Source organism: Alteromonas macleodii, from assembly GCF_903772925.1.
Lineage (GTDB): Bacteria > Pseudomonadota > Gammaproteobacteria > Enterobacterales > Alteromonadaceae > Alteromonas > Alteromonas macleodii_A.
Genome location: NZ_LR812090.1, coordinates 2,082,457 through 2,097,277, shown reverse-complemented (window position 1 = coordinate 2,097,277; position 14,821 = coordinate 2,082,457). Strand labels below are relative to the sequence as shown.

Genomic DNA, 14,821 nt, shown 5'->3' with positions numbered 1-14,821 from the left:
ATGGTATGACAGAGATAAAAAGCATACCTGTACTATGTGGTAGATCCTACGGCTGATAAACAAAAAAGACCAGAAAATTCCGGCCTTTTAACGTGAATGTCTTGAGTATAAATAACCGTAAAACTAATCCATTTTGCGGCTAAACATTTTTCCTAAATAGTAGTCCACACTGAAAAAACGACCGCCACCATAAATGAACAATACTAACAACATAACGAAATAGGTGGCCGCGAACTCGATACCGTTATTGAGTACAACAAAGTTGCCGCTTGAGGTTAGCCAGTCATAGTGACCGTGCTCTTGTAGCAACGACTTAGCGGCCGACAGCTTTTCCGGTGCAGCCATAATGCTCTCGTTCAATAAAATAGTACCATCTGCTAACCAAGACGAAGCGTCCGCTATGGCTAGCCATCCATTTTCCGCATGCACGCTTACCATGGCGACGACCATTGTTATCATAAGAGGTATACTAACCAATCGCGTTAAAGCGCCAAACAACAACAAAATACCACCTACTAGCTCAGCCGCTGTAGCCAGAAATGCCATGACCAGTGGCATAGGTAATCCAAGGCCGTAATCGTCGTTTCCAAACCAATCGACTATACTGTCGAAACTAGATGCTTTGTTCCATCCTGCCTGTATCATTACAGGGGCTAAATATAGGCGCAATAGAAGTAATGGGATACCGTCGGCTAATTGAAGCCGTGTAACAAATTGTTGATAGAGGTGTGTCATTGTTTTACCTATCCGGGGTGCTTAGAACATAAGAACGGCGCTTTATGAAAAAAATTTCACCTCGCAAAGATAAGCCATCCCCCTTCTCTCGAATAATGCGAAAAGGCCAAGAAAAAACAAACTACAAAGCGCGTAACGGAAAGCTTCTCATGCTAATGAGCGAGGAAGATCATGCGCGCATAGCTAAGTTAATTAGTAAATGGCTAGCGCAGGATGAAACAAACCCGTGACCTACACTAACCACCGCTGTTTTTAATCTAAATTTCTCCGTTGCCGTCACACAAACCAAAAGCGCTTACAAAAAATTACAATTAAGTTAGCGATCTTACTCGATTTAGGTAACATAATAGGATGCAGTACATTGGGCTTGATACACCTGTTTCATCTTGCTCTGATTAGTTAATTCAAAAAAGGTAGTGATAAAAATGGCAGCCAAAGGAAATTGGACTAAATCCTTGTTTATTGGCTTGTGGACGGTGCTTAACTTCACCCGCAAACTTTTCTTTAATGTGATATTCATTGTTATTTTTGTTGGGTTGATTATCGCCATTGCCGGTCAGGGCGATGAGCCGTTATCAGTAAATAAAGATAGCGCGTTGTATCTTACCTTGAACGGTAAGCTAGTTATTGAAAAGGAAAGTATCGACCCATTTGAACAGTTTTTGCAGGAATCGCTTGGTAGCGAGCCCGAAAACCCGGAAGTACTCGTTCGCGATGTTATGAAGGTTTTAGAGAATGCCAAGAAAGACCGACGCATTAAAGCCCTAGTACTTGACCTTCACGGGTTAACCGGAGGCGGTTTAGATAAACTGCGCACTGTCGCGAACGCTATCGATGCATTTAAAGAATCAGGAAAACCCGTTTACGCCATTGGCGATTACTTCTCGCAAGACCAATACTACTTGGCAGCCCACGCAGACAACATCTACCTAAACCCAATGGGTGGATTAATGTTTGAAGGTTACGGTCGCTACGGCATGTACTTCAAAGACATGTTGGAAAAGCTGAAAGTAACAACCCATATCTTCCGTGTAGGAACGTATAAATCTGCCGTTGAGCCGATTATGCGAAATGATATGTCTGAGGAAGCTAAAGAAGCTGAAAAGCAATGGTTAGACGGCTATTGGGCACAGTATAAAGCTGACGTTGCAGCCGCTCGCGGTATTGATGAAGCAAATTTCGATGAAACACTTCAAGGCCTATTAGCAAAATTTGAAGCGGCCGGTGGTGACTTCGCCCAGTATGCGCTTGACAACAACTGGGTTGATGCGTTGAAAACTCGCGAGGAAGTAAGGCTAGAGTTAACCGAATTAGTGGGCGAAGGTGATAACGAGCAGGGTGTAAACCTCACTACGTTTAAATCTTATCTGAAAGTGGTTAATCCTCCTATGCCTGTCGTTGAGTCAGACATGGATAAAGTGGCTATCGTCGTTGCTAAAGGTACAATTTTAGACGGCAATCAAAAAGCTGGCACTATAGGCGGAGACAGTACCGCTCGTCTATTGAGAAAAGCGCGCTTAGATGACAACGTTAAAGCCGTTGTCCTTCAAATCGACTCACCCGGTGGCAGTGCTTTTGCCTCTGAAATCATTCGCCAGGAAGTTCTACAGCTTCAACAAGCAGGTAAGCCTGTTATTGCGTCTATGAGCACTTACGCAGCATCTGGTGGTTACTGGATAGCGGCAAGCACCGACAAGATTATTGCAAGCCCAAGCACTATTACAGGCTCTATCGGCGTATTCGGTATGTTCATGACATACGAAAACTCGCTTGATTATTTGGGCATTCACAGTGACGGTGTAGGCTCAACAGAACTTGCTGGTTTTTCAACTGTACGCCCTCTTGCTCCAGAGTTTGGTCAAATTCTTCAGCGTAACGTTGAAAACACATACGGTAACTTCCTATCGCTAGTGTCTAACGCTCGTGGTATGTCGGTTGAGGAAGTGGATAGCGTTGCACAAGGTCGCGTATGGATTGGTGAAGATGCAATTGAGCTAGGTCTAGTTGACCAGTTAGGAACACTTGATGACGCTGTCGCTGCCGCCGCAGAGATTGCAGAACTTGAGAACTATGACACCTTCTATGTACAGCGCACGTTGACCGCACAGGAAATTTTCTGGAAAGAATTTTTCGGTCAAGCCATGACGTTCGTAGGAAAGTGGCAGTTTGCTCACGCCGACTCGTCACTCGTTAACGAGTTTAAGCGCGTACTTAAAGAGTTTAGTTTAGTTAATAAGCTGAACGACCCTAAAGGAACCTACGTGCTTTGTTTACCTTGTGATGTCGAGTAGCTAATAATAAATACAGTTAACATTAGATACAGTTAACTACGCAAAGACATAGAGTGAGGCAGAAACATCGCTTCAAATGATTTAAATAAAGAACAGCGTCGCGTAATTACCGACGCTGTTTTTTATTGTTTTGAACAAGCAGAGCGTTACTTTAACCGTAAGTTTGAACGCCCAACCATTACGTTTAGACGTTCAGGTAGGAATGCCGGAACGGCGTTTTTGCAGCAAAACCGCCTAAACTTTCACCCTCTTCTTTTCAAAGAAAATGTCGAGGCCTTCATAAATGACGTGATACCTCATGAAGTAAGTCATTTACTGGTATGGACGTTATTTGGAAAGGTTCAACCCCATGGCAGAGAATGGCAATCGGTTATGCATAGTGTTTTTAACCGTACACCTGCAGCCACCCATCAGTTTGATGTAAAACGGGTGACAAAAACCTTCCAATATGTTTGCGACTGCGACACATACGCGTTATCTACGCGCAGACACAATAATATTTTGAAAGGCGCACAGTATAAGTGTCGAAAATGTCAGGCATTGCTAAGAGCCGCCTAAACGCTCTCCATTTATAGAATAAAAGTTGGCCTAGTAGCTAGACTACTATTAGTAGGCTACGGGAGTTTTGAAACAACAGGTGGCTTTTAATTAAACCAGTGTTTAGTGAATGCGTTATCTAGATCGTTAAAGGCCGTTTTAAGTAGCTGAGCCAGCTCCTTATATTTAGGCTTTGACTTAGCATTACTGATATTCACTCCCTGCGTACGCATTTTAGAATGAATTTCCTGATACCAGCTTTTTAGCTGTGGTGGAAGATATTGATCTGAGCGATGCCCTAACCATAGCAAACCCTGCATAGGTAAACTCAAGAAAAAAGCACCTATCGTAATAGTTTGGGGGAGATAGTCTGTACCTAAGTTTTGATATAAAAGCGCACATGACAACATAGCAACCGGCGGCATAGTCTTAATAGCAAACTTGGTGGCTGCTACTACTCTGCATTCTGGGAAAAAAGCGTAAAGCTCTTTTCTCACAGGCCATGTCTTCATGTACTGCTGACCGTTTTTCAACATTGTCATTACTGATTGAGACATGGTTCACCTCTTCGTTCTCAGATAGGTATAGTTAAATTGTAAACTGCTTTTTATCTATTACAATTTAGTTGCGTAATTTTTACTCGTTTTCTTTTTTTGCTTTGAATGCGGCGCCTCCTATGAGGAACCCGCGACGCAAAACATTTTATCAAATAAGATAACGATTTGGGTAATTAAGTTTTGTCGAAGCCGCTGTAAAGCGCTTCTGCGCCCCCACTGTGCTCTAGTTACGTTCTGGCTTACTTTTTAGATGCCTTCGGCGCATAAATTCAGCGGTCATGCTTAAAAGGTACTACAAAGTTAAAAGCATCGTAATAATTAAAAGGTATAAATTGAGCCTATCTTTAAGTGACATTTTTAGCACTTGAAGGCATCATATAGCGCTTTAGCCTGAACATAGTCTTGTATGGCTTAGTTGTTACTTTTGTTAACACAACTAACTGACGACCTGCAGATCATGCGCTGGCAGATTACTATAATAAAAGTAACTGGGTATTGAGCTTGATTTACGAATTTTCGCCCCTACCTAGCTTTCTAAGAGAATTTTATAAGTAACCCATAACGGGTGAATTATTTGGAGAGGAAAATGGCAGAAAGCAGACACGTCCGTCTACTTATCTTAGGTTCAGGCCCTGCGGGTTATTCAGCGGCGGTTTACGCTGCACGTGCAAACCTTGAACCTGTATTGTTAACTGGTATTCAACAAGGCGGACAGCTTACTACCACCACTGAAGTAGAAAACTGGCCGGGCGATCCAGAAGGACTTACAGGTCCTGATCTCATGGTTCGTATGCAAAAGCATGCAGAAAAGTTTGATACCGAAATTATTTTCGATCATATCAACAAAACTGATTTTTCAAAGCGCCCTTTCACTCTTTATGGTGACAGTGGTACGTATACCTGTGACGCATTAATTATTGCAACAGGTGCCTCTGCTAAATACCTAGGCCTAGAGTCAGAACAAGCCTTTATGGGTAAAGGTGTATCTGCCTGTGCAACCTGTGACGGTTTCTTCTACCGCAACCAAAAAGTAGCGGTTATAGGTGGTGGTAACACGGCTGTTGAAGAAGCACTATACCTTTCGAACATTGCTTCAGAAGTCCACGTTATCCATAGAAGAGACAGCTTTAGAAGCGAAAAAATTCTAGAGAAGCGTCTTCGCGAAAAAGCTGAGAATGGCAACGTGGTCCTTCACCTAAATCGTACCCTTGATGAAGTGCTTGGTGATGAGATGGGCGTAACCAAAGTTCGCATCAAAGATACCAACAGTGAGGCGACGGAAGAGATTGACGTAATGGGTCTTTTCGTGGCTATCGGCCACAAGCCAAACACTGATATCTTCGATGGCCAGCTAGAAATGAAAGATGGCTATATCGTAGTGAATAGTGGAACTAACGGAAACGCAACTCAAACTAGCGTTGAAGGTGTATTTGCCGCGGGTGATGTGAGCGACCACATTTATCGTCAAGCTATTACATCAGCTGGAACTGGCTGTATGGCTGCGTTAGACGCCGAAAAGTACCTAGACGGTACCATGCCTGAGCAAGGTTAATACTCTATACCTAAGCCCTACAATTCTGTGGGGCTTTTTTCTGGCTGAATTATGATAGCGTTACACTACATAGAAGAAGGCGCTCCCTTCCCTTCTGTCGATACCGCATTGGAAGACCCCAACGGCCTGTTAGCGTTTGGTGGCGATCTCAGCCCAGCCCGTTTATTTTCAGCTTATTCGCAAGGAATATTCCCTTGGTTTAGCGACGACGAACCTTTGTTGTGGTGGTCACCTGACCCAAGAGCCATTATCGAACTCGACAACTTTGTTGCTTCGAAAAGCCTTAAGAAGCTCGCTCGTAAGAGAAAGTATCAAGTAACTTTAAATCATGCGTTCGACCGTGTGATAGAAGCTTGTTCATCAACACCTCGTAAGAACCCTAATACGGGTGAATTGAACAGCGAAACCTGGATTACCTACGACATGATTGACGCCTATCGGCAGCTTAATGGTTTGGGTTTAGCGCACTCGGTAGAAGTATGGAATGGAGATTCGCTAGTTGGCGGGCTGTATGGCGTGGGAATTGGAAAAATTTATTGCGGCGAGTCTATGTTCCACGTTGAAAGCAATACATCTAAGCTTGCCATGTTGGCCTTGGTCGAACATATGAAATCTCAAAATATGGCGTTTATCGATTGCCAGCTTCCCACTGATCACTTGTCATCACTGGGCGCTACCGTGTTGCCTCGCGAAAACTTTATTGAAAAACTGGAAAATAACAACCACACTTTAACTGAAGACGGTAGGCTGTCTGAAGACTACCTTAATCGTTGGAAGCCAAGAGTGATTACTCCGTGAAGTTTGGTATAACGCAATCATTTTCATGTAGCTATTTGCCTGATGAGCAAGAGCAGTTGTTAGTGTACGCCGAAAATAATGATTTTCAGGCGTGGCGATATTCGCAATTAATACAAGCGGGCTTTCGTAGAAGCGGCGAGCAAATTTATCGCCCCCACTGCCCTGCCTGCCACGCGTGTAAATCTGTGCGAATACCGGTCCACGATTTCGCACCTTCTCGTAGTCAGAAGCGACTACTTAAAAATAATAAAGGGTTTAGTGTAAAACTCGTTGATAAAACCAAATCGACTTACTACCCCCTATATGAGCGCTATATTACAGAGCGCCATGCAGATGGGAGTATGTACCCGCCATCTAAAACACAGTTTGATAATTTCGTATTGTGTGAGTGGATGACAACCCATTATTTAGAGGCCTATGATGGCGACAAGCTTATTGCTGTAGCCGTCACTGATATCGTCGATGCCAACGAACACATGGGGGCACTTTCTGCGCTTTACACGTTTTTTGACCCCGACTATAGTTCAGCCTCTTTGGGCACCTGGATGATATTGATGCAAATTGAGCAAGCGAAGGATTTAGGCCATCGATACGTCTATCTGGGGTACTACGTAGATGGCTGTAAAAAAATGTCTTACAAACATAAATTTTTGCCATTTGAGCAGTTTAGTGACAATGAATGGCATCTATTTAGCAAAAATAGTAAAATAGACACTTAATTGCTTTACACCGAACCCAAGATTGGGTAAGGTCTGCGCGGCAAAAATTTTGAATTACTGAGGTAACTGCTTTACATGGCAAAAGAAGATTGTATTGAAATGGAAGGTACTGTGTTGGACACACTACCTAACACTATGTTCCGCGTTGAACTAGAAAACGGTCACGTAGTGACTGCACACATCTCTGGTAAAATGCGTAAGAACTATATCCGTATTCTTACTGGCGATAAGGTCACTGTTGAGATGACTCCTTATGATTTGACCAAAGGTCGTATCATTTATCGCGCAAGATAATGAGCCATTTAAGCGGTAACGCATAAAAAAAGCCCGATTAATATCGGGCTTTTTCGTATCTAGTGGTTACAGTGTCAAAAAGAAACTGTAGCGCTAGGTAAACAACGTCAGTTGTATTGCCTAACGCTACGCTAGGTCACTGCTCAGTATTAATGTGCTGTTCTAGCTTGGTTCTGCTTCTTCAGACTTAGCATCAACGCCTGAGTATTCGAAGGTAAGCTTATCATCAACACAATCTACTTTCACATTTCCGCCTTTAGATAGCTCACCGAATAACAATTCATTCGCAAGCTCCTTCTTAAGGTCGTCTTTAATAACCCGAGCCATAGGACGTGCGCCCATCGCTTTGTCATAGCCCTTCTCGGCCATGTAAGCTCGCGCAGCGCTGGTTACCTCTAGCGACACACCTTTAACGTCAAGCTGTGCCTGAAGCTCGATAATGAATTTATCAACCACTTGTAGAATAATCTCTGGATCAAGGTGATTAAACCAAATAATGCCATCGAGACGGTTTCTAAACTCAGGGGTAAACACCTTGTTTATTTCAGACATTGCATCGTGGCTGTGGTCTTGCTGTTTAAAGCCAATAGACTTACGCACCGTTTCCTGCACACCTGCGTTGGTGGTCATTACCAACACAACATTTCTGAAGTCTACTTTACGGCCGTTGTTATCAGTCAGCGTGCCGTGATCCATGACTTGAAGGAGTATGTTGTATATATCGCTATGCGCTTTCTCAATCTCATCTAAAAGCACAACAGAGTACGGATTCTTTATTACCGCGTCTGTTAACAAACCACCTTGGTCAAAACCTACGTAACCTGGAGGAGCACCAATAAGGCGACTAACGGCATGGCGTTCCATGTACTCAGACATGTCAAAACGCACTAGCTCTACGCCCATGGTTTTCGCCAATTGTTGTGTTACCTCTGTTTTACCCACCCCGGTAGGGCCAGCAAACAAGAAACTACCAATAGGTTTTGCTTCATTGCCTAAACCTGAGCGCGATAACAAAATAGCGTCATTCAGCGTCTCTATGGCTTTATCCTGACCGAACACAACCATCTTAAGGTTGCGGCCTAGGTTCTTAAGAACTTCTTTGTCAGAAGCCGATACAGATTTCTCAGGAATACGCGCCATTTTTGCAATAATTTGCTCAATATCGCCTACATTGATTGTTTTCTTGCGTTTTGACGGTGGCAACAGACGCTGGCTCGCGCCGGCTTCGTCCATAACATCAATAGCTTTATCTGGAAGATGACGCTCATTAATGTATTTAGCTGACAGTTCAGCGGCCGCTTGAATCGCCTTTTGTGTAAAGCGCACATTGTGGTGCTCTTCATAACGACTCTTAAGCCCAAGTAGTATTTTGGTAGTGTCGCTCACACTTGGCTCAGTCACATCTACTTTTTGGAAGCGACGAGCAAGGGCGCGATCTTTTTCAAAGATTCCCTGGTACTCTTGATAAGTAGTCGAACCAATGCAGCGAAGTTCACCGCTAGATAGTTTAGGTTTAAGCAAGTTAGACGCGTCCATTACGCCACCTGACGCCGCGCCGGCACCAATGATGGTATGTATTTCGTCAATGAACAAAATTGCGTGTTTGTCTTTGCCAAGCTCTTTCAAAATCGCTTTTAAACGTTTTTCAAAGTCACCACGATATTTGGTGCCAGCTAGCAGCCCGCCCAAATCAAGTGAATACACTGTACTTTCTGCGATAACTTCAGGCACGTCATTGTTTACAATCCTATAAGCTAGGCCTTCCGCAATTGCAGTTTTACCTACACCTGCCTCTCCCACAAGCAACGGATTGTTTTTACGGCGACGACACAGAATTTGAATTGTGCGTTCTACCTCTGAATCGCGGCCGATGAGCGGGTCAATTTTGCCATCTTTAGCGTGACGATTTAAATCAGTAGCATACTTGCTTAATGCAGAACCGCCCTCTTCACTTGATTCACCTTCTTCAGATGCTTCTGGGTTAACGGGCTCATCGTCGTCCGCCTTACTAACGCCGTGACTAATAAAATTCACAACGTCTAAGCGAGTAACATCAGATTTTTTAAGGATATAAACGGCTTGCGATTCTTGTTCGCTGAAAATAGCAACTAGTACATTGGCGCCAGTTACTTCGTCTTTGCCTGACGACTGCACGTGAAATACCGCACGCTGTAGCACACGCTGGAAGCCTAGCGTCGGCTGTGTTTCCCGTTCGTTTAACTGGTCATCTAAGATAAGTGGCGTGGTATCTTTAACAAACGATAGGAGTTCGCTTTTGATTGCCTCAATATCGGCACCACAAGCCTTGAGCGCGTCGCGAGCAGCTGAGTTATCAAGCAATGCCAACAACAAGTGCTCAACCGTCATAAACTCGTGACGGTGCTCTCTGGCAAATACAAACGCATCGTTTAACGTTTGTTCTAATTCTTTATTTAACATATTGCTCGCCCTCTACAAAAAACCTTATGCTTGCTCCATCGTGCACATCAGCGGATGCTGATGCTTGCGTGCGTACTGATTAACCTGCATCACTTTTGTCTCTGCTATCTCAGCAGTAAAAATGCCACACACGGCTTTTCCTTGATAATGAACGGTCAGCATAAGTTGGTTGGCTTTCTCATCGTCCATATTGAAAAACTTTTTGAGTACCTCAATGACAAAATCCATCGGTGTATAGTCGTCATTGTTCAACAACACTTTATACATGGGAGGCGGCTGCGGCTTTTGTCGCTGCGCGTCTTTTTGTTTTTCCTTTTCGATACTAATAGCGTTGTCTTTACTCATAACTTAATAATAGTGGTATACCGGCACATATGTGTACAAACTTTTGTATAAATTTATTCACATTTGCCCTTGACATAATATGGTTAAAAAATCTACATTTTGTATAGTGGTTTTGAGTATTGCACGTTTGTCACTCTAAAGCAGTCACTTTAAAGTTTCTACAGTCAATACTCTTTCCACCGTGTCTCCGGATCTATAATGGGGGCAGATACTCGTGAGTTCAAGGATTAAGAGGAAGTCGAAGTATGGCGGTTGGCAAAGTTAAATGGTTTAACAACGCAAAGGGTTTTGGATTTATCGTGCCTGAGGATGGTGGTGAAGATATTTTCGCACATTACTCTACGATTCAAATGGAAGGCTATCGTTCGCTAAAAGCAGGTCAGGAAGTAACGTTCGAAGTTCAGCAGGGCCCTAAAGGTCTTCACGCTGAGAACATTGGCTTCAAAGAAGAACCAGAGCGTTAATAAAGAATTTAAAAAGCCTGACCCTTGCGTCGGGCTTTTGATTTTTTCGCTGTAAGTTTTTGCTACGTTAACGTGAGATGGGCGCTATTGGGCGTCACGTATTTCGTCGTCTTTAAATCTTCTAATACAGTATTCTCAAACCTTTTTCCTAGAACCTACACCTCTCTTTTCTGTTTTATTATAAATTTTTAAGATTAACGATATCCTAGAAGTAGTGTGTGGGAGCTAATGCTTAAAAACCGCTAACGCTGTTGTTTTTTATTTAAGTGCTTTCATGTTTCGTTTTAATCGGCATTCCTTTCTCATTTCGCCGTTCAGCGTCTTTTTAATTTCACTGACTTAGCATTTCCTTATCCTGCTAATTTGGTATTTTCACTCTGCGCTTTGCTATACCGTACTTCTAAACCGTACTTCTTATACCCTACTTTCAATACCAGCCTTAACTTGTCAGCGGCATAAAAAAAGCCCGCTTAAATATATAAGCGGGCTTACTAATGGTATTTAGATAACACTAACAGCTATCTAGGCAAGCTTACGCGGATGCAATAATACAGCCGCGTCTAAACGCTATGGTCAAGAATCTATGCGCCAAGAATCCCTTTTAAAGTCTGGCTAGGAGACATTGTTGCGAAAAGCTTGTCTTCGTCTGGGTAGTAGTAACCGCCAATTTCTTGCGCGCTACCTTGAGTTGCATCAATCTCAGCCAAGATGTCATCAATTTTTGCAGATAACTCTTCATACACTGGCTTAAACTGCGCTGCTAGGTCTGCATCTTCAGTTTGGTTTGCTACTTCTTCAGCCCAGTATAGACCTAGGTAAACGTGGCTACCACGGTTATCAAGCTGACCTGCTTTACGAAGTGGAGACTTACCGTTGTTCAGTAGCTTCTCAGTTGCTTTATCTAAGGCAGAAGCAATTACTTTTGCTTTAGTGTTGCTGTGTTTAATCGCAACATCTTCTAGCGATACCGCTAGAGCAAGGAATTCACCCAGTGAGTCCCAACGCAAGTGGCCTTCTTCAACAAACTGTTGTACGTGCTTAGGTGCACTACCACCCGCACCAGTCTCATAAAGACCGCCGCCTGCCATCAATGGAACAATAGATAGCATTTTAGCACTTGTACCCAACTCTAGAATTGGGAATAAGTCAGTTAGGTAGTCACGAAGTACGTTACCTGTTACTGAAATAGTGTCTAAACCGCGAAGCGCACGTTCCATGCTGTAGCGAATAGCGCGTACAGGAGACATAATTTGAATGTCCAAACCGTTTGTATCGTGGTCTTGAAGGTACTTTTCAACTTTCTTGATAAGTTGCGCATCGTGAGCACGCTCGTCATCTAGCCAGAATACTGCAGGCATACCCGATTGACGTGAACGAGTCACCGCTAGCTTAACCCAATCTTGAATAGGTGCATCTTTCACCTGACACATACGCCAGATATCGCCTTCTTCAACATCGTGAGAGATAAGAACGTTACCGTCTTGGTCAACGATTGATACCGTGCCGTCTGCTTCTAATTCAAACGTTTTGTCATGTGAACCGTACTCTTCTGCTTTTTGCGCCATTAGACCAACGTTAGGTACCGTACCCATTGTTGTTGGATCGAATGCACCATGTGTCTTACAGAAGTTAATAACTTCTTGGTAAATGGTGGCGTAAGTACTTTCAGGAATAACCGCTTTAGTGTCGTGCGCCTTTCCATCTGGTCCCCACATTTGACCAGAGTTACGGATCATTGCAGGCATAGACGCATCTACAATTACGTCACTTGGTACGTGTAGGTTCGAGATACCTTTGTCAGAGTTAACCATCGCAATTGGCGGACGGTCTGCATAACATGCGTTGATATCTTTTTGAATTTCAGAACGCTGACTTTCAGGTAGGCTCGCAATTTTGTCGTAAACGCTACCAAGGCCATTGTTTGGATTAACACCAAGCTCTTCAAACAGGTCGCCCCACTTGTCGAATAAATCTTTATAGAACACTTTTACACAGTGACCGAACACGATTGGGTGAGACACCTTCATCATGGTCGCTTTTACGTGTAGTGAGAATAGAACGCCAGTGTTCTTCGCATCTTCGATTTGCTCTTCGAAGAACTCGCAAAGCGCCTTTTTGCTCATGAACATGCCGTCGATCACTTCGCCAGCAAGCAAGTCTACGCGAGGCTTAAGTGTTTTCTTGCTACCATCTTTGCCAGTAAATTCAATGCTAACGTGACCGTCTTTTTCTACTGTCACTGATTTCTCACCAGAGTAGAAATCACCGCCGCGCATGTGCGCTACGTGTGAACGAGACGCTTGAGACCACTCACCCATTGAATGCGGGTGCTTGCGCGCATAATTTTTAACAGCAGTAGGCGCACGACGGTCAGAGTTACCTTCACGCAGTACCGGGTTAACCGCACTACCTAATACCTTGCCGTAGCGCTCACGAATCTCTTGCTCTTCAGCATTTTTAGGTGAATCAGGGAACTCTGGTACGTTGAAGCCTTTATCGTTTAATTCTTTGATCGTTGCACGAAGCTGAGGAATTGAGGCACTGATGTTTGGAAGCTTGATGATGTTAGCGTTCGGGTCTTGGGTCATCTCACCCAGTTCAGCTAACGCGTCTGGCACTTTTTGTTCTTCAGAAAGATACTCAGGGAAATTTGCCAATACACGCGCAGCTAATGAAATATCGCTTAGCTCAACGTCGATATCTGCAGCTGCTGCAAACTTCTGGATGATTGGAAGAAGTGAGTAAGTCGCCAGCATTGGCGCTTCATCAGTCTTCGTATAGATGATCTTAGACTTGGTCATTATATACCTCAATTTTTTCGACAGGGTACTGTCGTCTTTAGTCCATTAGGTCGCAACAACCCGTAACATGTTTAATGTTACGCCCACAGTCATTGCGAAACGTATTTGATGTTTTCCACCTTTTGCTTTTATTGAGCATTAGGTCACTTGCTGTTTTCTTCCCTGCATATTATTCAATTCCCTATGTTAGCAATAAGCCCCTCGTTGCCATGCGCTTAACTTAATAGTTACGCAAAGCGGCAAGGTCTAATGTACAAGCAAGCCCGCTTGTCACTGCTAAAACTGTCTAATAATTATGCAGATGCGCTCTCTTGTAAAAATGGGAGCGACCATTAGTATAGGGTCGAAAGTTTGAGTTACAAGTCATACCATTGTCTTAGCACATAAGATCACAGAATTTATCGACAAACTACTGTGCAGAAACGTCTATTTGTGCTGAATTTTCTCAAGCGCGTTAATTTGATTTGAAGTAAAATCCCCACCGAAATCTCGACAATCAACAAGCGGAAGTAGCATGTCTTCAAACGCCAAAGTGGTGCTGTTTAATAAGCCCTTTCAAGTTCTTTCTCAATTTACCGACGCGGACGGTAGAGAGACGCTAAAAGATTACATTGATATTCCCGATGTTTACGCAGCGGGACGCCTAGACCGAGATTCTGAAGGCCTCTTAGTACTCACTAATGATGGTAAGCTTCAACACAAACTGGCAAACCCCAAGGCCAAGACCAGCAAAACCTATTGGGTACAGGTTGAAGGTGTAATGGACGAAAAATCCATGCAGGCGCTACGTGATGGTGTTGAATTAAAAGACGGCATGACTCGCCCAGCTAAAGTAAAAGCGATGAAGGAGCCCGATGTATGGCCAAGAAACCCACCTGTGCGTTTCAGACAATCTATCCCAACTAGTTGGGTGTCAATTACCATCACAGAAGGCAGAAACCGACAAGTAAGACGTATGACAGCGCACGTAGGTTTCCCTACCCTTCGCCTTATAAGATATCGAGTAGGCAGCTGGACCATAGATGGCATTGAGAATGGTAAGTACGTGAGCTTTTGATGATAAAAGCAAATCCGATACTTGAATTCACCTTTGACGACCACACTAATGCGGCATCAAGAGGCTGGAAATATATCAACCGATCGGCATAGCTGTACCTTGTGGTGCTTATTTACGCATAGAAAAATTTATGCGTAAAGAACCGAGCATGTCCACGTACATATTTAATTACTTAATCAGATAAGGATTAAATGTGAATTACCGATCGGAATCTGATAAAATCCGCGACCTC

Annotated in this window: 14 protein-coding genes; 9 read left to right on the top strand and 5 right to left on the bottom strand. The window is 43.6% G+C overall.

The window, feature by feature from the left end; all coding sequences use genetic code 11:
* Positions 1–123: 123 nt before the first annotated feature.
* On the bottom strand, positions 124–735 hold the full coding sequence (locus PCAR9_RS09035) for an HvfX family Cu-binding RiPP maturation protein (RefSeq protein WP_179983308.1): 612 nt from the start codon (positions 733–735) through the stop codon (positions 124–126).
* A 44-nt stretch (positions 736–779) separates the two neighbouring features.
* On the opposite strand from PCAR9_RS09035, the gene PCAR9_RS09030 reads away from it, so the two are divergent.
* From PCAR9_RS09030 to PCAR9_RS09020, 3 genes are all read left to right on the top strand, one after another.
* Positions 780–965: a hypothetical protein gene (locus PCAR9_RS09030; RefSeq protein WP_179983307.1), complete on the top strand. Its 186-nt coding sequence runs from the start codon at positions 780–782 to the stop codon at positions 963–965.
* Between the two features lie 195 nt (positions 966–1,160).
* On the top strand, positions 1,161–3,026 hold the full coding sequence (sppA, locus tag PCAR9_RS09025; protein WP_179983306.1) for a signal peptide peptidase SppA: 1,866 nt from the start codon (positions 1,161–1,163) through the stop codon (positions 3,024–3,026).
* Between the two features lie 66 nt (positions 3,027–3,092).
* The gene (locus tag PCAR9_RS09020) at positions 3,093–3,584 is read left to right on the top strand and encodes a SprT family zinc-dependent metalloprotease (RefSeq protein WP_332066660.1); all 492 of its coding nucleotides are present in this window, start codon (positions 3,093–3,095) and stop codon (positions 3,582–3,584) included.
* An 86-nt stretch (positions 3,585–3,670) separates the two neighbouring features.
* Here the strand turns inward: PCAR9_RS09020 and yfbV are convergent, their stop codons facing one another.
* Complete coding sequence (gene yfbV / locus PCAR9_RS09015; RefSeq protein WP_179983305.1) at positions 3,671–4,120, bottom strand: terminus macrodomain insulation protein YfbV; 450 nt, start codon at positions 4,118–4,120, stop codon at positions 3,671–3,673.
* Between the two features lie 586 nt (positions 4,121–4,706).
* Here yfbV and trxB point away from each other — a divergent pair.
* From trxB to infA, 4 genes are all read left to right on the top strand, one after another.
* The gene (gene trxB, locus PCAR9_RS09010) at positions 4,707–5,672 is read left to right on the top strand and encodes a thioredoxin-disulfide reductase (protein WP_118495102.1); all 966 of its coding nucleotides are present in this window, start codon (positions 4,707–4,709) and stop codon (positions 5,670–5,672) included.
* A gap of 51 nt (positions 5,673–5,723) precedes the next feature.
* Positions 5,724–6,470, top strand: coding sequence for a leucyl/phenylalanyl-tRNA--protein transferase (gene aat / locus PCAR9_RS09005; RefSeq protein WP_179983304.1), 747 nt, complete (start codon positions 5,724–5,726; stop codon positions 6,468–6,470).
* A complete protein-coding gene (locus PCAR9_RS09000) occupies positions 6,467–7,189 on the top strand; it encodes an arginyltransferase (RefSeq protein WP_179983303.1) in 723 nt (240 codons plus the stop codon). Before aat ends, PCAR9_RS09000 begins: the two co-directional genes overlap by 4 nt.
* 75 nt (positions 7,190–7,264) lie before the next feature.
* Positions 7,265–7,483: a translation initiation factor IF-1 gene (infA, locus tag PCAR9_RS08995; RefSeq protein WP_008844395.1), complete on the top strand. Its 219-nt coding sequence runs from the start codon at positions 7,265–7,267 to the stop codon at positions 7,481–7,483.
* Positions 7,484–7,645: 162 nt separating this feature from the next.
* Here the strand turns inward: infA and clpA are convergent, their stop codons facing one another.
* Both clpA and clpS read right to left on the bottom strand, forming a co-directional pair.
* Positions 7,646–9,922 (bottom strand): ATP-dependent Clp protease ATP-binding subunit ClpA, encoded by a 2,277-nt coding sequence (gene clpA / locus PCAR9_RS08990; protein ID WP_179983302.1) that lies wholly within the window; start codon positions 9,920–9,922, stop codon positions 7,646–7,648.
* Positions 9,923–9,946: 24 nt separating this feature from the next.
* Positions 9,947–10,267 carry an ATP-dependent Clp protease adapter ClpS gene (gene clpS, locus PCAR9_RS08985; RefSeq protein ID WP_118495106.1) on the bottom strand — a complete coding sequence of 107 codons (321 nt, stop codon included), beginning with the start codon at positions 10,265–10,267 and terminating at the stop codon, positions 9,947–9,949.
* A 245-nt stretch (positions 10,268–10,512) separates the two neighbouring features.
* On the opposite strand from clpS, the gene cspD reads away from it, so the two are divergent.
* On the top strand, positions 10,513–10,731 hold the full coding sequence (gene cspD, locus PCAR9_RS08980; protein ID WP_014949330.1) for a cold shock domain-containing protein CspD: 219 nt from the start codon (positions 10,513–10,515) through the stop codon (positions 10,729–10,731).
* Positions 10,732–11,312: 581 nt separating this feature from the next.
* On the opposite strand, the gene PCAR9_RS08975 is transcribed toward cspD, so the two are convergent.
* Positions 11,313–13,532, bottom strand: coding sequence for an NADP-dependent isocitrate dehydrogenase (locus PCAR9_RS08975; RefSeq protein ID WP_179983301.1), 2,220 nt, complete (start codon positions 13,530–13,532; stop codon positions 11,313–11,315).
* A 514-nt stretch (positions 13,533–14,046) separates the two neighbouring features.
* Here PCAR9_RS08975 and PCAR9_RS08970 point away from each other — a divergent pair.
* The gene (locus PCAR9_RS08970) at positions 14,047–14,589 is read left to right on the top strand and encodes an rRNA large subunit pseudouridine synthase E (protein WP_179983300.1); all 543 of its coding nucleotides are present in this window, start codon (positions 14,047–14,049) and stop codon (positions 14,587–14,589) included.
* Positions 14,590–14,821: the final 232 nt, after the last annotated feature.